Here is a 21,255-nt window from a genome sequence, read left to right on the forward strand (position 1 = left end):
AATACAGTAAATAATGATTTGTAGTTTTATGTAAAATATGTCTGGATATAAAATAGTATTGTTAAAGAAAAAATTCCTTATATACAATTTCTAAACTCTTTCTTATGGCAGTTTTGAAATAATATCAAAACTCTTTTTTATATATTTATAAAGAAAAACGTAGGAATTTCTCCTGCGTTTTTCTTTTGCAAAATAGTCGATACCTCAAAATACCATTCTCCTAATAATCACGATTAATCATAACCCTTCAAAACGGAATAAAAGATTTTCTCACAAACTTATTTTCTACTGAATTTTTGACAATCTCTTGAACTGTGCGAAATGTCACATCTGTATTTTACAACCTCTCTTATAGTAAGGGTATGTAAGAGAGACGTATTAAAGGAGTGAACAGTATGAAGAAGAAACCTTCAGCACTAATGAGACGTTTAAAATATTTTTCACCAATAGATCGTTATAACGATAATCATACTCAAGAAACATATGAAGATCGTGAATGGGAGAATGTGTACAGAAAGCGTTGGCAGCATGATAAAGTAATTCGTTCTACACATGGTGTGAACTGTACTGGTTCATGTAGCTGGAATATATATGTGAAAGATGGAATCGTAACTTGGGAAGGACAGGAGCTTAACTATCCAACTACAGGTCCAGATATGCCTGATTTTGAACCACGAGGATGTCCGCGTGGAGCGAGTTTTTCTTGGTATATTTATAGTCCACTTCGTGTGAAATATCCGTATGTACGTGGTGTTCTTTGGAGTATGTGGCAAGAGGAATTACAAAATAACAAGTCACCACTAGATGCTTGGAAAAGCATTGTGGAAAACCCTGAAAAAGCACGCAAGTATAAGCAGGCACGTGGTAAAGGGGGATTCATTCGTGCGAATTGGGATGAAGTGTTACAACTTGTTTCTGCTTCATTACTCTACACAGTAATGAAATACGGTCCAGACCGAAATGTTGGTTTTTCACCAATTCCAGCTATGTCGATGTTAAGTCATGCTGCTGGTAGTCGTTTTATGCAACTTATGGGCGGGCCAATGCTTAGTTTCTATGATTGGTACGCAGATTTACCACCAGCTTCTCCTCAAATTTGGGGCGATCAAACAGATGTACCAGAAAGTAGTGACTGGTATAACTCTGGTTACATTATGACATGGGGTTCAAATGTACCGATGACGAGAACACCAGATGCTCACTTTTTAGCAGAGGTTCGATATAAAGGAACGAAAGTCGTTTCTGTCAGTCCTGACTTCGCTGAATCTACAAAGTTTGCCGATGATTGGATTAGTGTAAAACAAGGTACAGATGGTGCACTTGCGATGGCAATGGGGCATGTGATCTTACAAGAGTTTTACGTAGATAATCAAGTGGAATATTTCACAAAGTATGCGAAGCAATATACTGATTTTCCTTTCTTTGTCACATTGAAACAAAAAGGAGATCAATTCGTTGCTGATCGTTTCTTAAACGCTTCTGATATTGGACGCGAAACGAAGTTAGGAGAATGGAAGCCTGTTCTTTGGAACGAGAATACGAATGATTTTGCAACACCTCAAGGCACAATGGGCTCACGTTGGGATAACGAAAAGAAATGGAACTTGCGTTTAGAAGATGAAGAAACAGGTGAAAAGATTGACCCACGTCTTTCTTTACTTGGAATGGAAGAATCGATTGGAACTGTACAAATTCCGTACTTCTCTGATGATGGAAACAAAGTATTAGAACGTACAATTCCAGTGAAAAAGGTTATGACAGAAGAAGGCGAAGTGTTCGTTACAACTGTATACGACTTAACGTTAGCAAATTACGGCGTGAACCGAGGGCTTGGCGGACAAGAGCCGAAAGACTTCAATGATGATGTACCGTTTACACCTGCATGGCAAGAGAAAATGACAGGAGTGAAACGAGAACTAATTATTCAAATCGCTCGTGAGTTCGCACAAAATGCCGTTGATACAAATGGTCGCTCGATGATTATTGTTGGAGCTGGTATTAACCATTGGTTTAATTCTGATACGATTTATCGCGCAGTTTTAAATCTTGTTCTTCTAGTTGGAGCACAAGGAGTAAACGGCGGGGGATGGGCGCATTATGTTGGGCAAGAAAAATTACGACCAGCAGAAGGATGGCAAACAATCGCGATGGCAAAAGATTGGCAAGGGCCACCGAAATTACAAAATGGTACATCTTTCTTCTATTTCGTAACAGATCAATGGCGCTATGAAGATACACCGGTTGGACATCTAGCATCACCAGTAGAAGGCAACTCTCGTTATCAACATCACGGTGATTACAACGTATTAGCGGCACGACTTGGCTGGCTACCTTCGTATCCGACATTCGAGAAAAATGGGATTGAATTATATAAAGAAGCTGTTGCTGCTGGTGCAACAACGCAAGAAGAAATCGGAAAATATGTTGCACAAAGATTAAAAGAAAAAGAACTAAAATTTGCGATTGAAGATCCAGATAACAAAAACAACTTCCCGCGCAACTTATTCGTATGGCGTGCGAACTTAATTTCAAGTTCTGGTAAAGGACACGAATATTTCTTAAAACATTTATTAGGTACAACAAACGGGTTAATGAATGACGATAGTGATTCATTACGACCAGAAGAAATTAAATGGCATGAAGAAGCACCAGAAGGGAAGTTAGATTTACTCATTAACTTAGATTTCCGTATGGCTGGAACAGCGCTTTATTCTGATATCGTCTTACCTGCTTCAACTTGGTACGAAAAACATGATTTAAGTAGTACAGATATGCATCCATTTGTGCATCCATTTAATCCAGCAATCGGTTCACCGTGGGAAGCGCGCTCTGACTGGGATATTTTCACTTCACTTTCTAAAGCTGTGTCAGATTTAGCGAAGAAAATTGATCTTGAACCAATGAAAGAAGTTGTTGCAACGCCACTTCTTCACGATACACCGCAAGAATTAGCGCAACCACTTGGCAAGATTAAAGATTGGAGCAAAGGTGAGTGTGAGCCAATACCAGGTAAAACAATGCCACAAATTCATGTTGTTGAAAGAGATTATAAAACAATTTATGACAAAATGACTTCGTTAGGACCAAATGCGGGAAAACAACCGATTGGTACGAAAGGGATTTCTTGGTCCGCAGAAAAAGAGTATGAGCAATTAAAGAGTCGATTAGGAGTTGTTCGAACGGATTCTATTGCAAAAGGTTGCCCAGACATAAAAGAAGCAATCAATGCTGCTGAAGCGGTATTAACACTTTCTTCTACAACAAATGGTCATATGGCTGTAAAAGCATGGGAAGCACTTGAAAAACAAACGGATTTAAAATTACGTGATTTAGCAGAAGAACGTGAAGAAGAATGCTTCACATTTGAACAAATTACAGCGCAGCCAAAAACAGTAATTACTTCTCCGGCCTTTACAGGTTCTGAAAAAGGTGGACGTCGTTACTCACCGTTTACAACAAATGTGGAACGCCTCATCCCTTGGAGAACAATCACTGGACGACAATCTTTCTACTTAGATCATGACATGATGAAAGAATTTGGTGAAACGATGGCAACGTTTAAACCGATTCTGCAACATAAACCGTTCCGTAAATCACGACCTGAAGTAGAAGGAAAAGAGATTACGTTAAATTATTTAACGCCGCATAATAAGTGGTCCATTCATAGTATGTATTTCGATTCATTACCGATGTTAACGCTGTTTAGAGGTGGTCCAACTGTTTGGATGAATAAAGAGGATGCTGAAGAAGCTGGTGTAGCAGATAATGATTGGATTGAGTGCTTTAATCGTAACGGTGTTGTTGTAGCCCGTGCTGTTGTAACGCATCGTATACCGAGAGGAATGGCGTTTATGCACCATGCACAAGATCGTCACATTAACGTACCTGGTACGAAATTAACAAGTAACCGCGGGGGAACGCATAATAGTCCAACTCGAATTCACGTAAAACCGACACATATGATTGGTGGATATGGTCAATTAAGTTATGGATTTAACTATTACGGTCCGACTGGGAACCAGCGTGACTTAAACGTTGTAATTCGCAAACTGAAGGAGGTAGATTGGCTTGAAGATTAAAGCACAAGTCGGAATGATAATGAATCTAGATAAATGCATCGGCTGCCATACTTGTAGCGTAACGTGCAAAAACACCTGGACAAATCGTCCAGGTGCTGAATATATGTACTTCAATAACGTAGAAACGAAGCCTGGAATTGGTTATCCGAAACAATGGGAAGATCAGGAGAAATATAAAGGCGGTTGGGAATTGAAAAATGGTGAAATTCAGCTGAAATCTGGTTCGAAAATGAAACGTCTTATGAACATTTTCCACAATCCAGATCAACCAACAATTGATGATTATTTTGAACCTTGGAATTATGATTATGAAACGTTAACAAATAGTCCGCAACGTAAGCATCAACCAGTTGCTCGTCCGAAATCAGCAATTACAGGCGAATTTATCGACAAAATTGAATGGGGTCCAAACTGGGAAGATGATTTAGCAGGCGGACATATAACAGGATTGCAAGATCCGAACGTAAAGAAAATGGAAGAAGAAATTAAAACAGATTTTGAAAACGTCTTTATGATGTATTTACCACGCATATGCGAACATTGTATGAATCCCTCGTGCGTATCATCTTGTCCATCTGGTGCGATGTATAAACGTGAAGAAGATGGGATTGTTCTTGTCGATCAAAATGCATGTCGCGCATGGAGATTCTGCGTATCATCTTGTCCATATAAAAAAGTGTATTTTAACTGGCAAACGAATAAAGCTGAAAAATGTACAATGTGTTTCCCACGTATTGAAGCGGGTATGCCAACGATTTGTTCGGAAACATGTGTAGGACGTATTCGGTATATTGGGGTAATGCTATATGACGCTGACAAAGTAAAAGAAGCAGCTTCTGTTGAAGACGAAAAAGATTTATATGAATCTCAGCTTACTGTTTTTCTAGATCCAAATGATCCAGAAGTGGCAGCTGAAGCGAAAAAACAAGGAATTCCTGAAGAATGGATTAAAGCGGCGCAACAATCGCCAATTTATAAAATGATTATCGATTGGAAAATTGCTCTACCTCTTCACCCAGAGTATCGTACAATGCCAATGGTTTGGTATATCCCGCCGCTTAGCCCGATTATGAATATGGTGGAGGGAAAAGGTAGTAACTGGCAAGCAGAAGAGATTTTCCCTGCTATTGATAATATGCGTATTCCAATTCAATATTTAGCGAATTTACTCACTGCGGGGGATGAATCACACATTCGTCTTACATTGAAGAAAATGGCTGTTATGCGAACGCATATGAGAGCACTTCAAATTAATAAAGAGCCAAATGAAGCTGTATTAAAAGAACTTGGTTTAACGAAACAGGATGTAGAAGATATGTATCGTCTTCTTGCTATCGCGAAATATAAAGATCGCTTCGTTATTCCGACATCTCACCGTGAACAAGTGGCAGATTTATATAGCGAACAAGGAAGCTGTGGTTTATCATTCACAGGTGGTCCAGGCTCTTGTATGACAATTTCTTAAATAAAGGGGGCAGAAAATTATGAAACAAAGTTTACAAACAGCTTTTTCTTGTTCTTCTTTTCTTCTCTCCTATCCTGAACTAGGGTGGAGAGAAGCTTTAACTGAATTGCAAGAAGAGGTTGAAACAATAGAACAAGAAGACGTTAAAGCGTCACTTACAGGCTTTATAAAGCAAGCGCTAGATAAAACGAATGATCAATTCATTGATAGTTACGTATATACATTCGATTTTGGGAAGAAAACAAATATGTATCTTACTTATATGAACACTGGTGAACAAAGAGAAAGAGGTATTGAATTACTAGAGTTAAAACAACATTATAAAAAATCAGGTTTTAGCGTAACAGATAAAGAACTACCTGACTATTTACCACTTTTACTTGAGTTTTTTGCAAATGCAAATGAGCAAGACAGTGAACCAATTATGAGTAAATACACGGAAAATATACAAGCATTACATGTTCAATTAAAAGAAGCGGGTAGTATGTATGAACCAATTCTTGCGTCTGTGCTACTCGCTATCGAAACATGGGGTGTACAGACAAATTAGAAAGGAGCGTTGTCAAAATGATGGATCAATTTCTTTGGGTATTGTTTCCCTATATCATTTTTGCGATCTTTATCGGTGGACATATTTTTAGATACAACTATGATCAATTTGGATGGACATCAAAATCTAGTGAACTATTAGAAAAGAAGATGCTCCGGGTCGGAAGTCTATTATTCCACTTTGGGATCATGTTCGTAATTGGCGGCCATGTTATGGGGATTTTAATTCCAGAAGCTGTATATCGTTCAATAGGTATTTCTGAGCATATGTATCATGTAGTAGCAATTAGTTTTGGGCTTCCGGCAGGTATTGCTTCTATTATCGGTTTAATTATATTAACGTACCGCCGTGTAACAGTAAAGCGTATCATTGCAACGAGTACAAAGGGAGATTATATTGCGCTTATTTTATTACTTATCGTAATGCTAGCAGGACTTTCTTCAACATTTTTAAATATAGATTCAAAAGGATTTGATTATCGTACAACGATTGGCCCTTGGTTCCGAAGTCTCTTTATTCTCCAACCGAAAGTTGAATATATGATGGAAGTACCAGTATGGTTTAAAATTCATATTCTTGCAGGAATGGGTTTATTCGCAGTATGGCCATTTACAAGACTTGTACATGTATTTAGTGCCCCAATTAAATATGTAAGCCGTAGTTATGTAATTTACAGAAGACGTATTCCTAATGAGTTGAAAAAATAATACTGCTGTAAACGGATAGGAGCTAATGGTTAAAACGAAACGAGGTCTAATATGGAAGGCCTCGTTTTTGTTTATATAGGGAATAACCGTTAATAAGTAGCTTAAATTGAAAAAAGATTAGCATCTAAATAAGATGCTAATCAATGCTACAAACAGAGGCAGAGCAATCTTCACAAGCAATTTCACATTTTAAAAATTGTAAATCGTGGATTGTAATCTTTCCTTTATGAATAGAAATTGTACCTTGCTTTTTTAATTCATTTAACATTCGATTTACACTTTCACGTGAAGTTGCACAGAAATTAGCAAGTTCTTGATTCGTTAATGGTAAATCGATGAGAATCCCATTTTCTTTTAATACACCGTAACTATTTGTCATTCGTATAAGAGTAGAATACAGGGCACCTTTTTTGCCGTGTAATACTAAATCTCGGAACTTCGTTTGCATTCTTCTTAAATGTTCACTAATCCATTTCATAAATTCAAATACAAGTGCGGGTTTTTGGAGCAATGCTTTTTCTAAGGTTTCACGCTTTATAACCCCTACTTCAACATCTTCAAGGCATTTTGAATTTAATAAATACTTCGCATTGTCCGTGAATAATGTTAATTCTCCAATAATGTCGTATGCCGAACAAATACGGAGTGTTAATTCTTGCCCGTCAGCACTTAATTTACTAATTTGTACTTTTCCTGAGTGGATGATATAGAGCTCTGTTGCCTCCATACCTTCTTGAAAAATAAAACTACCTTTTTTAATTTGCATTTTATATTCAACAGATGCAAGTAATTCTTTTAAATCTTGAGATAATGTCATACTGTTTGCCACAGTGATCACCTTTCTTCTTATAAGCAATACATTTCCTATTTTGAGTGTAAGTATGATGAAAATGCAAGAGCTATTTTAAAAATACATTGAAATTTCAATGACCGTAAGGGGGAAGTGATTTTCAATTTTTAGTTTGAAAAATTCAATAGACAAAGTGGATGAGATTAAAGATGTGAACAAAATTCGAACGGATTTGTGAAGAATTTTTGAATGGGGAAAGTAATGTGAGAAAAGTCACATTGAATATGTAGCTTCTTTTTTATAATGAAGGCAAATAAAAAAATGAAAGCTTACTAAGGATTACAGCAGAAAAGAAGGGATATAGATGCACGAGAACATGAAAGATTCTTTAGAACGGCCACTTCAAGATTTACGTATTTCAGTTATTGATCGTTGTAATTTTAGGTGTACATACTGTATGCCTGCTGAAGTGTTCGGACCTGATTACGCTTTTTTACAGGAAGAGCTTTTATTAACGTTTGATGAAATAGAAAGATTAGCGAGATTATTTATAAGTCTGGGAGTCAATAAAATTAGGCTTACTGGCGGTGAACCGTTATTGCGTAAAGACTTACCGATGTTAATTGCAAGACTTGCAAAGCTAGAAGGCTTAAAAGATATTGGACTCACAACAAACGGTATTCATTTAGCAAAACAAGCAAAGGCGTTAAAAGAAGCGGGATTAAAACGTGTAAATATTAGTTTAGATGCGATAGAGGATTATGTCTTCAAAAAAATTAATGGACGAAATGTAAATACAAAACCTGTACTGAAAGGAATTGAAGCAGCAAAGGCTGCTGGATTAGAAGTAAAGGTAAATATGGTCGTAAAAAAAGGAATGAATGATAGTCAAATTCTTCGTATGGCTCGTTATTTTAAAGAACAAGACATTCAGCTCCGTTTTATAGAGTTTATGGATGTGGGCAGTACAAACGACTGGAACTTTGAACAAGTTATTACGAAGGAACAATTAATAGAGAAGATTAATCGCGTATATCCAGTTGAGCCCGCTCAGCCTCGTTACTTTGGAGAAGTTGCGAAATTGTATCGATATGTAGGGAGCGATGCAGAAGTTGGGTTTATTACTTCAGTATCTGAGTCATTTTGTTCTTCTTGTACGAGAGCTCGTATCTCGGCAGACGGCAAGTTTTTCACGTGTCTATTTGGAACGAAAGGAACGGATTTGCGAACGCTTCTTCGAGGAAATATTTCTGATGCATCACTATTAAAAATTTTACAACATACATGGCGATATAGAACAGATCGATATTCAGATGAAAGAACGGCGGAAAGTACAAATCAACGTCCAAAAGTTGAAATGTCCTACATTGGCGGATAGTGAGAGGAGGATTCCCTATGCAAGAGCGATATGCAAGGCAAATATTGTTTTCTGGAATTGGTGAAATAGGACAAAGAAAAATAAGAGAAAAGCATGTGCTCCTAATTGGTGCAGGTGCATTAGGAGCTGCGAATGCAGAAACACTCGTTAGGATGGGAATTGGGAAATTGACAATCGCTGACCGTGACTACGTGGAATGGAGTAATTTACAGCGGCAACAGTTATACATAGAAGAAGATGCGCAGCAATGCAAACCGAAAGCAATTGCAGCGGCAGAACATGTAAGGAAGATTAATTCTGAAGTGAAAATTGTACCAGTTGTAACGGATGTCACAATGCAAGAAATAGAAGAGTTAACAAAAGAAGTGGATCTCATCATAGATGCGACTGACAATTTCGATACGCGCCTACTTATAAATGACATTTCACAAAAAGAAAATATACCTTGGATATATGGTGGATGCATTGGAAGTTACGGTGTAACGTATACAATTCTTCCTGGGAAAACACCATGTTTTCGCTGTCTAATGGATCATCCTATGGGCGGTGCAACATGCGATACAGCCGGAATCATTCAGCCAGCTGTACAAATGGTCGTTGCTCACCAAGTAACAGAGGCGATGAAAATATTGGTGGATGATTATGAGTCGTTAAGAGGAACGATGTTATCATTTGATATTTGGAACAATCAATATCTTTCATTAAAAGTAAATAGACAGAAAAAAAGTACATGTCCATCTTGTGGGAAATCACGAACGTATCCAAGTCTAGCATTTGAAGCGCAGATGAAAACGGAAGTGCTATGCGGACGGAATACAGTTCAAATCCGTTCAGGAATAAAGAGAGATCTTAATTTAAACGAAATTCAAAAACGATTACAAAAAAGTGTACATGTCCAAAAAACGCCTTACTTACTATCATTTCTAATTGATGAATATCGTTTCGTTTTATTTACAGACGGTAGGGCATTTATTCATGGAACAAATGATGTGAAAATAGCAAAACGATTATACGCAAAATATATAGGATGAACAGAAAGAGCGTTGCCCCTTATTAAAACGAGGTGAAAAAGAATGTTAGAAAAACGTATACCAATTCCGGTGGCAGAAGCAGTGGCACGTGTAATGAAATACGCTCATCAAGGTGAAATAGAAAAGGTTTCTCTTATAGAAAGTTACGGAAGAATTCTTGGAGAAGATGTTATTGCAGATCATGATGTCCCTCACTTTGATCGCTCTCCATACGACGGGTTTGCGATTCGAGCAGAAGATACAAAAGAAGCGAGTAGTAGTAACCCCATTCAGTTTGAAGTGATTGGCGAAATTGGAGCAGGTTTTGTTTTTCCAGAAGAAGTGAAACCATTTCAAACTTTCCGTATTATGACAGGTGCCGCAATTCCAGCCGGATGTAATGCAGTTGTTATGTTAGAGCTAACTGAAGGATTTGAAGAAAGTGAAAAGACTTATATGAAATTGAAACGCTCCTTTATTGCTGGGGATAACATTTCTTTTAAAGGTGAAGATGTAAAACAAAATACCATCCTTGTGAAAAAAGGGACTGTTATTAACCCTGGAGTAGTGGCGCTTCTTTCTACGTTTGGTTATAGTACCGTTTACGTTGTAAAACAGCCGGTTATCGGAATTGTAACGACAGGAAGCGAACTGCTTGAAGTACATGAACAATTAAAGCCAGGGAAGATTCGAAATAGTAACTCCTATATGATAGCTGCTCAAGTTGAACGAGCGGGCGGAGTTGTACAGTATTATGGACAATTCGCTGACGATTTTGAGACGTGTTATAACACTGTGAAAAAAGCGATAAAAGAAGTCGATATTTTAATTACAACTGGTGGCGTTTCGGTAGGAGACTATGACTATTTACCTGCTATTTATGAGGAATTACGAGCTAATGTGCTTTTCAACAAAATAGCGATGCGACCAGGAAGTGTGACAACTGTAGCTGAGCTAGAAGGAAAACTATTATTTGGTCTATCTGGTAATCCTTCAGCTTGTTATGTCGGTTGTGAATTATATGTTCGGCCAGTCATTGGAACATATTTGCATAGAAAAGATTCGCACGTATATCGTACAGAGGCAATATTACAGAAAGACTTTCTGAAAGCAAACCCATTTACTCGTTTTGTACGAGGGAAAGTGGAAATTGTAGATGGAACATTGCAAGCTACACCAGTTGGTTTAGACAAATCTAGTGCAATTTCTTCACTTGCAGGGGCGAATGCATGTATCGTCCTGCCGGGAGGAACGAGAGGATTTAAAGCAGGAATAACTGTCTCGGTACTGTTATTAGAATCAAGCGCCGGAAGTGAGTGGCCGTGGGAAGAACCACTTCGATCATACAAATAATAGAAAAATAGATTGCTAACTTATACAAAGATAAGAGGTGCAAGATGGCACATACGTATTATGAAGTAATTGATACACCTATTTCAATTGAAGAAGTTACAAACAAAGTAATTCGTCGTGAATGTGGCGCAGTTGCGACTTTCATTGGTACTGTTAGAGAATTTACGAAAGGCCGTCGTACGCTATATTTAGAGTATGTAGCATATAAGTCAATGGCGGAGAAACAGCTTAAGAGAATTGGCACCGAAGTAGGAGAGATGTGGCCTGGGACAAATGTCGCCATTACACATCGCATTGGTACATTACAAATTTCTGATCTTGCTGTTGTCGTCGCTGTTTCTACACCACACCGGAAAGCTGCCTATGAGGCGAACGAATATATTATGGAGCGTATAAAACAAATTGTTCCAATATGGAAGAAAGAGTTTTGGAAAGATGGTGAGTCATGGATAGGTGATCAGTTAGAGAAGGTAGCGTATGCAAATGGTGAGCCTGGAAAGGAGATGAGAATATGATTGAAGTACTATTATTTGCACATTTACAAGAAGAAGTAAGTAAGTCAGCATTACACATAGGTTGTGAAAATATTACGGTTGCTGAACTAAAGGAAGTCCTTATTACGAAATACAACGTAGCAATTTCAAGTGAGATAATGGTCGCTATAAATGAAGAGTATGCAAATGAGGATGATATCATTCAAACTGGCGATGTCATAGCAATGATTCCGCCAGTAAGTGGTGGTTGATTCTTTTCAGCCTAATCATGTTAGGACGTGATTAGGCTGGAGGGAATGAATATAACTATGCATACATAGGAGGGAACAGGATGAAAGGTCCTAATTTTCAATTAAGTTTACAAACTTCTAATCTAGTTATCGGTTTTATGGTATGGGTTATTTTATCATCATTAATGCCTTATATTAAAGCGGATATTCCATTAACTGCGGGACAAATTTCTATGGTAACAGCAGTACCGGTTATTTTAGGTTCTGTTCTTCGTATTCCAATTGGCTATTGGACAAATCGTTTCGGAGCAAGAAAATTATTCTTTATTAGTTTTATTCTATTATTATTTCCTGTCTTTTATATTAGTGTTGCCAATTCTATGATGGATTTAATTATTGGTGGATTATTTGTAGGAATTGGTGGAGCTGTATTCTCAGTAGGGGTAACTTCTTTACCAAAATACTTTCCGAAAGAGAGCCACGGTTTTGTAAATGGTATTTACGGTGTCGGTAACGCCGGAACAGCAATCACTTCGTTTTTAGCACCTGTTATCGCAACTTCAGTTGGTTGGAGAACGACAGTACAATGTTATTTAGTTTTACTTGCAGCATTTGCACTTATGAACTTTTTATTAGGTGATCGTAAGGAGAAAAAGGTGAATACACCATTAATGGAACAAATAAAAGGTGTATATAAAAATGAAAAACTTTGGTTTTTATGTATCTTTTACTTTTTAACATTCGGATCATTTGTCGCATTTACAGTATACTTACCAAACTTTTTAGTATCTCACTTCGGATTAGAAAAAGTAGATGCAGGTATGCGGACAGCCGGATTCATTGTACTCGCAACAATTATGCGCCCGATTGGTGGTTGGCTCGGTGATAAGTTTAATCCATTTAAAATATTAATCTTCGTATTTATCGGTTTAACACTTTCAGGTATTATTTTATCATTTATGCCTAGTATGAACGTGTATACATTTGGTTGCCTACTAGTCGCATTTTGTGCAGGGATTGGAAATGGTACAATCTTCAAACTCGTTCCAATGTACTTCTCAGAACAAGCCGGTATTGTAAATGGGCTCGTTTCAGCTTTAGGCGGACTAGGAGGATTCTTCCCGCCACTAATTTTAACATTACTATTTCAATTAACAGGTCATTATGCAATTGGATTTATGGCGTTATCAGAAGTCGCACTTGCTTGTTTAATCATTACAGTATGGATGTATAGCCAAGAGAAATTGTTAGTGATGTTAAAGAATCATTAATAAGGAAAAAGAACCATCCCAAAGTATTTTGGGATGGTTCTTTTAGTAATAGGCTTCAACATGTTTTTATTGCTATCTCAACAAACGCTTGTTTTCTATAAGAATGTGCTTTTAAAATGAAAAACAGAAGGTTGATGGAATTTTATTTTAAAATATAGATGTCAAAAGTTATTTAATTAAAGGGCAGATTAGTTAAGGAAATCTTAAATCTATTCTAAAGATCGAACTCATTTTTAGAATGCAAATATTTAATTGAATCGGGATGTTTAGATGAAAAAAATATAAGTCCACTCAAGATAAACAAGTATCAGGTGTGTTAGGTGACTCAAGCGACAAGTATGGAATTGATGTAAGTATTCTTCGCATAGTAACTGCAGTATCAGATTTTTTTAGGGCAAGATTTTTTGGTAAGGCTAACGGATATTGTGAAAAAAGTACACTTAAACTAAAGAATACAGTTTAGTTCAATAAGATAAAGTTATGAATTTGTATAAATAATCTATAATTTTCTTTATGAGTCATATTTGATATGTTAAAGAAAAGAGAGCGTTTAATCCAACTAAAATATATGTAGAATGAGGTTTTAAATGATTATTTTTATTATATTAGACGTAATATTACCAATATTAATATTGCTGCTAATTGGTGCAATTTTACAAAGGAAGTTCCAATTTAACTTAAAGCAGCTATCTACACTTATTACTTATTGCTTGATGCCAGCGGCTGTATTTATGAATATATATGATATTAGTATAGAGACAGGTTTGTTGCTCCAGATAATATACTATTTAATGCTTTATAGTTTGAGTCTGATCATAGTAAGTCATTTCATTTCAAAAACATTAAAGTTAGAAAAAGGAGAAAGTGCAGCTCTAAAAAATAGTATTTCGTTAATGAATTCCGGTAATTATGGATTACCAGTAAGTCAATTGATTTTCAGTCACAATCCAGTGGGGGTTTCCATTCAAATTTTTATTGTGATTTTCCAGAATCTTTTAACTTATTCATATGGGATATATAACTTACTATCAGCAACAAAAACAATCGGAAGTATTATTCAATCATTTCTAAGACTGCCTGTACTTCATGCGCTTGTATTAGGGGTTCTCTTTCAATCTTTTAAAATTCAAATACCTAATTCTATCTTTCTACCTCTTAATCAGCTTGCGAATAGTTTTGTTGCAATAGCAATCATATTGCTAGGAGCGCAATTATCTAACATTAAGCTTAATTTTTTCCATCGAGTCATAACATGGGCTTTAATTGGAAGGTTACTGATAGGACCATTATTAGCACTTGCCATGATCTATCTACTAAACATTGATGGTATTGTTGCACAATCATTATTTATTGCAAGTTCTTTTCCTACTTCAAGAAATACATCAACCATTGCTATGGAGTATCAAATAGAGCCTGAACTACATGCACAAATCGTTTTATTTTCAACACTTTTCAGCATTGTTACAGTAACTGTCGTTATTTATTTGTCATATATTTTGTTTTGAATATACGTGCAAAAACGAATAGATTTGAGGCGATAAATGATGGACGGAAATCCCATCGATATGAGAAGAAAACAGTCTTAGATATATTGGGTGTCGTTTACAATTGTACCATGTCTGATAATCAAGCAGTTTAATTCAAAAAAAGGAAACGCATTAGGGGTTATTTCGGATGCAAATCTTTAAAGCATCTACATATAGACTTGCGAAAAAAGACACAATTTCGCTTATAATTGACGTTACATGAGCTTAGTTTGATAGCGATGGGGTGGGAGTGTCAAGTAAGAATTTTTTCTTTATTGATTTTATGCGGTTTTTCCGCAAAATTGTAACTAAGGAGGGATTCCAAGTTGAGTAAACAGAATATCAGCACAACAGTTTCAGGAGATATAATTGTTACCCATCTAGTTGGAAATATAAAAACAGATGATGTGTATGAATGGTTTAATGGTTTTGAGCAGGTTTGTCAGCAATTCATTTCTGAAGGGCGGAAATACAAATTGTTGGTGGATAGAAAAGGATACACGCCAAATCATTTTTCTGTTCAAAAAGTATGGAAAGAGAAGTTCTTCAATGAAATCATTTTGAATAACAGTAAGGCAATTGCATTTCTCCTTGAAGAGGGGGAGATAATGGATTATTTACAACAATCTAATACGAAAGAATCTGTGAGATTTTTTGATGATTATGAACAAGCGCTAATTTGGTTGAATGAATATCCAATATAAAACCTGTATTGAAGCAGTTGCTCTCAAGCAACTGCTTTTTTTGTCCGTAATTGTTGCCGCTATTTTTCTTCACAGATTCTTGTCCAATTGTTTGTCTGATCCTAAAAAGCGAAACTAAAGCAAAAGGAACAAACGCCTCTAAAAAACGTTTGTTCAAAGTTAATTACTATTTTAGCTAAGTGATAGATTACATTTTATGAGTACGAGAAAGCTTGTTTATAAGTTTAGGAAATATAGATGTTAGTTCCTGCTTCAAATGCTTCGTAAACGATGGATCTTTACCTGAAGTTGAAATAGTGACAACATATTCATCATGTCGGATGACACCAGGTGTGTGAAACGATGATTTTGTACCATCACTTACGACGTTAACCCACTGGAAATCATGGGCGGCCTGTTTGACCATCATATTTACAGCATGTTGATTTGTAGCTGCATAAATAAGATGAGCATCTTTAATATCATTATTACTAAAAGCTTTTTGCTTCCAAGTAATATAAGGAAGTTCCTTCATTTCCTCGCAAATTTCTGGGCTGATAACGGTGACAAAAGCGCCTGTATCCTTTAATCCGGACGCTTTTCGATATGCGATTTTACCACCACCAACTATAACGACCACTTTTTTATTTAAATTAAACATAAGAGGGTACATGTTATACATATATGCATTCCTCCATTCGTTCTAATAATGTTAACTTCATGTATCTATCAAACTGAAGACAGTTACAAGTTGTAACGTGATCGTATTTTTTTGCATGCAATTTAATTTTTTGAAGTAATAATCCGGTAAAGAGAAGGTACGGCATGACATATACATGGGATGAAGTCGATGTTATAGCCTTGAGCTCAGCAGTAAAAGAGGGAGTTCCTTTCGTTAAAAAGGAGCACGATACTGGCATACTGAGTTTTCGTTCGACGACTGCTCCGATTTGTTGTAATTCATGTAACGGCTGTGGATCACTACTGCCTCTCCCTACGAGTAAAACACTACTACCTTGCATTGGCATAGTTTCACGTATTCTTTTTACTACAAGTTCAACCATATGTGGATGTGTACTAAAAGGTTGTACAACTGAAAATGTTATATGTGGATATTGCTTTTGTATTTTCTCTATCTCAAAAGGAATATCACGTTTATAGTGAGCTGCTGCAAATAATAAAACAGGTACAATCATTATTGCAGTTGCACCCTCTAGTATTGCTTCTGTAACTGCATCCGAAATGGTAGGTGTCGTTAGTTCTAGGAAAGCTATTTTTTGAATCCGTTCGTTACGTTCTTTTATAACAGATTGAATAAAGTGAATGAATTGTTCGTTACCTTTTTGTAAGCGGCTCCCGTGTCCAACATATACAATTCCTTTCATCGTACCACCAAATCTTTCTTCATAATCATGTCTTGTAATTGCTCATCTACATTATGAAAACCGACTTTATTCGCATAGTGTAAAGTTGGAACGTCGGTATACGAGAATGGGAGGGTAAGAATATTGATAAAGCCTAGGCGTTTTATTTCTGCTAGAAACGTATCAATAGAAGCACGACCTTCAAATACAATGCTGTCCCATGAGAATTCAGAAAGCATACGGGAATGAATTTCATCGAAGCGATGATCAATTGTGTACTCATGAGTCATCATATAGGAACCAGCACCAATTTTTTCTTGAATAACAGCAATTCGGTTAATGTTTCGTCCTAAATAAATCGTTGAATTCGAAGAAAATTGCGCAGGTTTACTTAACAATCCATATTGCATAAGCTTTTCTTGAATAGAAAGGTTCATATACTGAAGCTCTGCCTGTAAGGAGCGAATATCTTTATGATATTTACTACATGATTGCACTAAGATGTCTACACTCTCAGCGGAACAAAATACAAGACGATCAACGTTAAAAATCTTATTAATTTGTTCAGAGGTTAATGTGTATTCTTTCTTTTGGAAAATTGGAATTTGATATATTTCTGCACCGGACTCTTGTAACATTTGCTTTATTGCGCTTTTTTTATTTGTTGCAGATGCAAGTAAAACTTTCTTGCCGTGCAATGGTTTACGTTCTTTCCAAGCAATTTGATTCCGTAAAGTAACAACATCACCAACAATTGTCATAGAAGGGTTAGAAATATTTTCGTCTTTGACGATAGAAACAATGGTGGACAGTGTCCCTGTGACTACACGTTGTTTACCAGTTGTACCCCATTCAATGACGGCTACTGGTGTATCTTTTTTCTTTCCTGCTTGTAGTAAGTTTTCACAAATTGTAGGTAAGTTTTTTATACCCATGTAGTAGGCGATCGTGTCGCTATTATAGGATGAATTATATTTTCCATGATCGGTTAAAGGGCCTTTTGCATGCCCAGTTAATAAAGTGATGCTATTACTGTAGTTACGGTGGGTGAGGGGGATACCTGCATAGCTACTAGCGGCGATGCTAGATGTAATACCTGGTACGATTTCATATGGAACGTTCGCTGCTGCTAAAGTTTCTGCTTCTTCACCAACGCGGCCAAAAATAGATGGATCTCCGCCCTTTAATCGGACAACGATTTTTCCTTCTTGTGCGAATTGAAGGAGGTGGGCGTTAATCATTTCTTGTCGCATAATATGATTCTTTGGCATTTTGCCGCAATACATAAGTTCACATGTTTCTTTTGTATAACTAAGAAAGAAAGGGTTTAATAAACGGTCATATAAAACGATATCTGCACGCTTTAAACAATCTATCGCTTTCTTTGTAATAAGCCCTTCATCACCTGGTCCTGCACCAACTAAATATACATATCCGTTCATAATCGCACCTCTTCTATTTTTATGTAAAAGGAAGCCAGAGGAGGCTTCCTTTCGTAAATTACATGTTTATATAAATGTCACCATCAATAACTTCTACTTCGTATGTTTGGATACAGCCGTCATCAGGTTTTTGCACTTCACCTGTTAGTAATGAAATTTTCCAATCATGCAGTGGACAAAAGACGAATTCTCCAGATACAATTCCTTCTGCTAACGGTCCGTTTTTATGAGGACAACGATTTTCTACAGCTCGAATATCTCCATTTGAAAGGCGGAATAGGGCGATAGACATACCATTCATTTGCACCTCTTTACCGATTTGAATAGGAAGGTCTTCCGCACGCATAACTTTTATTTTTTCTTTCGTTTGTATCATATAGATCACAGCTCCTTATTTCACAGTTTCTACTTCATACATCGCTTTTAATGATTTCGTTTCTAGTGCTTGTCCCCATGCTTCTTTATATGTGCCACGAGCTTTTTGGAAACGTTCATTTAACTTAGTGACCATATTTGCATCTTGCAGTATTTCTTTTATGTGATCGAAGCCTAAACGTTCTGTCCAGTAGGCAGTACGCTCTCCATAAATACCAGTTTCACGATAATATTGCATATAAGCTGTAGCGATGCGAAGGACATCATCTTCAGTAGGGACAATCATTACAAAATCAGCTTCGCGTACTTCCGTACCACCATTTCCGCCAATATAAAGTTGGTATCCATTTTCGACACAAACAACGCCAAAATCTTTCGTCAGTACTTCCGCACAGTTACGCGGACAGCCCGTTACACCCATCTTCATTTTATGAGGTGTATCTACCATTTCTAATGATTGTTCAAGCAACATACCAAGTCCTAATGAATCTTTCGTACCGAAACGGCAGAAGCGAGAACCAACACATGATTTTACATTACGAAGCGATTTTGAATATGCATATCCCGAAGTCATATGTAAGTCAGCCCATACGTTAGGTAAATCTTGCTTCTTAACACCATATAAGCCGATTCGGCTTGCACCTGTAATTTTCACAAGAGGAACATCGTACTTTTTCGCAACTTCAGCAATTTTCATTAAATCATCAGCTGTTGTAACGCCTCCGTACATGCGTGGAATAACAGAGAATGTACCATCGTGCTGGATGTTACCATTCATTCTTTCATTAACGAAACGGGACGATTTATCATCTTCATATTCTTCTGGAATCGCCATACGTAAATAGTAGTTTAAAGCAGGACGACATTTTGAACAGCCTTCTTCATGTATAAAACCAAGAACATTTCGTACTTCTTTTGGAGATTTTAAGCCTTTCTCGTGAATGGCCGCTACGACTTCATCACGGGATAAAGTTGTACATCCACACATACCGGCAGATTGCGCTGAGGCATCAAAAGCATCTCCAAGTGTATGAGATAAAACTTGTTCCACAAGCGGACGGCATTTACCACAAGAACCTGCGGCTTTCGTACAGCCCTTAACTTCTTCAAAAGTCGTTAACTCTTGTTCTAAAATGGCGTGAACGATTGTACCTTTCGTAACACCATTACATCCGCAAATCGTGTCATCCGCACTCATTGTAGCAACGTCAAGTGCACTTTCTTCACCAGCTTTGTGGAGAAGGGAAGCGGCTGTATATTCTTGTATATCCTCTTCTTTCTTTAACATGCTAAAGAGGCGTGTACCGTCAGCTGTGTCACCATATAAAACGATACCGACGACTTTATTGTCACGAATTAATACTTTTTTATAGGAACGTTTACATTCATCAAAGATGGATATTGCTTTCGTTTGGTCATCTTCATAAATTTGGCCAGCAGAGAATAAATCACAACCTGCAACTTTTAATTGTGTACCGACGATACTGCCCGTATATCCATCAGTTTGTAAATTCGTTATATGTTTTGCTAATATCGCACCTTGTTCATAAAGAGGAGCAACAAGTCCATATGCGATACCGTCATGTTCTGCACATTCTCCAACTGCATAAATGGATTCATCATTTGTTAGCATATAGTCATTGACTACAATACCGCGATTTACAATTAAACCAGCATCTTTTGCTATTTGCGTATTTGGGCGTATTCCGACAGCCATTACGATTAAATCACAATCTACAACTTCACCATCTTCAAATTGAATGCCCTCAACATGGTCTGTACCAAGAATTTTTACAGTTTTCTTTTCCATTAGAAATTGCATGCCTTGCGCTTCTAAATCTTCGCGTAATAGAGAAGCTGCTTTGGCATCTAGTTGTTGCTCCATTAAGCTTGGCATTAAATGAACGACATATACGTCCATTCCTAAATCAATAAGACCTCTTGCAGCTTCTAAGCCAAGTAATCCACCACCAATGACAACAGCCTTTTTCTTTTCATTAGCGGTATCAATCATAAATTGTGTATCTTCAATAGTTCGAAATCCTGTTACGCCAGGAAGAGTAGAACCTTCAACGGGCAAAATAAAAGCACTAGAACCTGTTGCGATAATTAGTTTGTCATATGTAAGAGTACGATTTTTTTCTGTGATAATTATTTTTTCTTCTCGGTTAATACTTTGAACCCTTTCATCTGTATACAAAGTTATTTCATTTTCCTCATACCAACTATATTCATTCATAATGATATCTTGCATATTTGTTTTGCCTTGTAAAACATGAGAGAGCATAATGCGATTGTAGTTTGGATGTGGTTCATCTCCAAAAATAGTAATCTCATATGAATCACTATCATGTTTTAATATTTCTTCCATACAACGTATGCCAGCCATACCATTTCCGATCATAACTAAACGTTTTTTCATTTTCGTTTCCCCTTTTTATGTGAAGTGTTGAACAAAGGATTATATTTCTATTATAGAAAATTTAAAAAGAGGGAGATGTGATATTTATCACATTTTTACAATGATTCACAAATTGT

Annotated in this window: 18 protein-coding genes; 12 read left to right on the forward strand and 6 right to left on the reverse strand. The window is 36.8% G+C overall.

All coding sequences use genetic code 11. The annotated features are described in order from the left end of the window. Window positions 1-395: 395 nt before the first annotated feature. From BCG9842_RS10155 to narI, 4 genes are read left to right on the forward strand one after another with little or no spacing between them, the layout of a single operon-like run. Complete coding sequence (locus tag BCG9842_RS10155) at window positions 396-4,079, forward strand: nitrate reductase subunit alpha (protein WP_000729100.1); 3,684 nt, start codon at window positions 396-398, stop codon at window positions 4,077-4,079. After that, window positions 4,069-5,544: a nitrate reductase subunit beta gene (gene narH, locus BCG9842_RS10160; RefSeq protein ID WP_000692656.1), complete on the forward strand. Its 1,476-nt coding sequence runs from the start codon at window positions 4,069-4,071 to the stop codon at window positions 5,542-5,544. Before BCG9842_RS10155 ends, narH begins: the two co-directional genes overlap by 11 nt. Window positions 5,545-5,563: 19 nt before the next feature. Next, window positions 5,564-6,094, forward strand: coding sequence for a nitrate reductase molybdenum cofactor assembly chaperone (gene narJ / locus BCG9842_RS10165; RefSeq protein ID WP_000814226.1), 531 nt, complete (start codon window positions 5,564-5,566; stop codon window positions 6,092-6,094). Window positions 6,095-6,111: 17 nt separating this feature from the next. After that, entirely contained in the window at window positions 6,112-6,801 is a 690-nt protein-coding gene (gene narI, locus BCG9842_RS10170; protein WP_000969224.1) for a respiratory nitrate reductase subunit gamma, read from the forward strand. 136 nt (window positions 6,802-6,937) lie between these two features. Here the strand turns inward: narI and BCG9842_RS10175 are convergent, their stop codons facing one another. Continuing rightward, window positions 6,938-7,630, reverse strand: coding sequence for a Crp/Fnr family transcriptional regulator (locus tag BCG9842_RS10175; RefSeq protein ID WP_000013863.1), 693 nt, complete (start codon window positions 7,628-7,630; stop codon window positions 6,938-6,940). A 325-nt stretch (window positions 7,631-7,955) separates the two neighbouring features. On the opposite strand from BCG9842_RS10175, the gene moaA reads away from it, so the two are divergent. The 8 genes from moaA (at window position 7,956) to BCG9842_RS10215 (ending at window position 15,557) form a co-directional block, all read left to right on the forward strand. After that, the gene (gene moaA / locus BCG9842_RS10180; protein WP_000545009.1) at window positions 7,956-8,969 is read left to right on the forward strand and encodes a GTP 3',8-cyclase MoaA; all 1,014 of its coding nucleotides are present in this window, start codon (window positions 7,956-7,958) and stop codon (window positions 8,967-8,969) included. Between the two features lie 17 nt (window positions 8,970-8,986). Continuing rightward, window positions 8,987-10,000, forward strand: a complete 1,014-nt coding sequence (locus tag BCG9842_RS10185) for a molybdopterin-synthase adenylyltransferase MoeB (protein WP_001158062.1) — start codon at window positions 8,987-8,989, stop codon at window positions 9,998-10,000. Between the two features lie 42 nt (window positions 10,001-10,042). After that, window positions 10,043-11,332, forward strand: coding sequence for a molybdopterin molybdotransferase MoeA (locus tag BCG9842_RS10190; RefSeq protein ID WP_000890796.1), 1,290 nt, complete (start codon window positions 10,043-10,045; stop codon window positions 11,330-11,332). A 44-nt stretch (window positions 11,333-11,376) separates the two neighbouring features. After that, a complete protein-coding gene (locus BCG9842_RS10195) occupies window positions 11,377-11,847 on the forward strand; it encodes a molybdenum cofactor biosynthesis protein MoaE (protein WP_000951544.1) in 471 nt (156 codons plus the stop codon). Beyond that, window positions 11,844-12,077, forward strand: a complete 234-nt coding sequence (gene moaD / locus BCG9842_RS10200; protein WP_000573687.1) for a molybdopterin converting factor subunit 1 — start codon at window positions 11,844-11,846, stop codon at window positions 12,075-12,077. Before BCG9842_RS10195 ends, moaD begins: the two co-directional genes overlap by 4 nt. Before the next feature lie 80 nt (window positions 12,078-12,157). Further along, window positions 12,158-13,327, forward strand: a complete 1,170-nt coding sequence (gene narK, locus BCG9842_RS10205; RefSeq protein ID WP_000678170.1) for a nitrate transporter NarK — start codon at window positions 12,158-12,160, stop codon at window positions 13,325-13,327. A 587-nt stretch (window positions 13,328-13,914) separates the two neighbouring features. Next, entirely contained in the window at window positions 13,915-14,832 is a 918-nt protein-coding gene (locus tag BCG9842_RS10210; RefSeq protein ID WP_000583193.1) for an AEC family transporter, read from the forward strand. A gap of 347 nt (window positions 14,833-15,179) precedes the next feature. Then, on the forward strand, window positions 15,180-15,557 hold the full coding sequence (locus BCG9842_RS10215; RefSeq protein ID WP_000043368.1) for a hypothetical protein: 378 nt from the start codon (window positions 15,180-15,182) through the stop codon (window positions 15,555-15,557). A 187-nt stretch (window positions 15,558-15,744) separates the two neighbouring features. On the opposite strand, the gene BCG9842_RS10220 is transcribed toward BCG9842_RS10215, so the two are convergent. From BCG9842_RS10220 to nirB, 5 genes are read right to left on the reverse strand one after another with little or no spacing between them, the layout of a single operon-like run. After that, window positions 15,745-16,218, reverse strand: coding sequence for a precorrin-2 dehydrogenase (locus BCG9842_RS10220; protein ID WP_000282583.1), 474 nt, complete (start codon window positions 16,216-16,218; stop codon window positions 15,745-15,747). Beyond that, on the reverse strand, window positions 16,211-16,921 hold the full coding sequence (locus BCG9842_RS10225) for a sirohydrochlorin chelatase (RefSeq protein ID WP_000676489.1): 711 nt from the start codon (window positions 16,919-16,921) through the stop codon (window positions 16,211-16,213). The genes BCG9842_RS10220 and BCG9842_RS10225 overlap by 8 nt, the downstream gene beginning before the upstream one ends. After that, window positions 16,918-18,342, reverse strand: coding sequence for a uroporphyrin-III C-methyltransferase (locus BCG9842_RS10230; protein ID WP_001014927.1), 1,425 nt, complete (start codon window positions 18,340-18,342; stop codon window positions 16,918-16,920). The genes BCG9842_RS10225 and BCG9842_RS10230 overlap by 4 nt, the downstream gene beginning before the upstream one ends. A 58-nt stretch (window positions 18,343-18,400) precedes the next feature. Beyond that, complete coding sequence (gene nirD, locus BCG9842_RS10235) at window positions 18,401-18,718, reverse strand: nitrite reductase small subunit NirD (protein ID WP_000616697.1); 318 nt, start codon at window positions 18,716-18,718, stop codon at window positions 18,401-18,403. 15 nt (window positions 18,719-18,733) lie between these two features. Next, window positions 18,734-21,139, reverse strand: a complete 2,406-nt coding sequence (gene nirB, locus BCG9842_RS10240; RefSeq protein WP_000746933.1) for an NADPH-nitrite reductase large subunit — start codon at window positions 21,137-21,139, stop codon at window positions 18,734-18,736. Window positions 21,140-21,255 lie beyond the last annotated feature (116 nt).

Source organism: Bacillus cereus G9842 (assembly GCF_000021305.1).
GTDB lineage: Bacteria > Bacillota > Bacilli > Bacillales > Bacillaceae_G > Bacillus_A > Bacillus_A thuringiensis_S.

Excerpts from the sequence above, each read along its gene's own strand:
- BCG9842_RS10155 (WP_000729100.1), top strand. The coding sequence starts at position 396 with ATGAAGAAGAAACCTTCAGCACTAATGAGACGTTTAAAATATTTTTCA.
- narJ (WP_000814226.1), top strand. The coding sequence starts at position 5,564 with ATGAAACAAAGTTTACAAACAGCTTTTTCTTGTTCTTCTTTTCTTCTC.
- narI (WP_000969224.1), top strand. The coding sequence starts at position 6,112 with ATGATGGATCAATTTCTTTGGGTATTGTTTCCCTATATCATTTTTGCG.
- moaA (WP_000545009.1), top strand. The coding sequence starts at position 7,956 with ATGCACGAGAACATGAAAGATTCTTTAGAACGGCCACTTCAAGATTTA.
- BCG9842_RS10185 (WP_001158062.1), top strand. The coding sequence starts at position 8,987 with ATGCAAGAGCGATATGCAAGGCAAATATTGTTTTCTGGAATTGGTGAA.
- BCG9842_RS10190 (WP_000890796.1), top strand. The coding sequence starts at position 10,043 with ATGTTAGAAAAACGTATACCAATTCCGGTGGCAGAAGCAGTGGCACGT.
- BCG9842_RS10195 (WP_000951544.1), top strand. The coding sequence starts at position 11,377 with ATGGCACATACGTATTATGAAGTAATTGATACACCTATTTCAATTGAA.
- moaD (WP_000573687.1), top strand. The coding sequence starts at position 11,844 with ATGATTGAAGTACTATTATTTGCACATTTACAAGAAGAAGTAAGTAAG.
- narK (WP_000678170.1), top strand. The coding sequence starts at position 12,158 with ATGAAAGGTCCTAATTTTCAATTAAGTTTACAAACTTCTAATCTAGTT.
- BCG9842_RS10210 (WP_000583193.1), top strand. The coding sequence starts at position 13,915 with ATGATTATTTTTATTATATTAGACGTAATATTACCAATATTAATATTG.
- BCG9842_RS10220 (WP_000282583.1), bottom strand. The coding sequence starts at position 16,218 with ATGTATAACATGTACCCTCTTATGTTTAATTTAAATAAAAAAGTGGTC.
- BCG9842_RS10225 (WP_000676489.1), bottom strand. The coding sequence starts at position 16,921 with ATGAAAGGAATTGTATATGTTGGACACGGGAGCCGCTTACAAAAAGGT.
- BCG9842_RS10230 (WP_001014927.1), bottom strand. The coding sequence starts at position 18,342 with ATGAACGGATATGTATATTTAGTTGGTGCAGGACCAGGTGATGAAGGG.
- nirD (WP_000616697.1), bottom strand. The coding sequence starts at position 18,718 with ATGATACAAACGAAAGAAAAAATAAAAGTTATGCGTGCGGAAGACCTT.
- nirB (WP_000746933.1), bottom strand. The coding sequence starts at position 21,139 with ATGAAAAAACGTTTAGTTATGATCGGAAATGGTATGGCTGGCATACGT.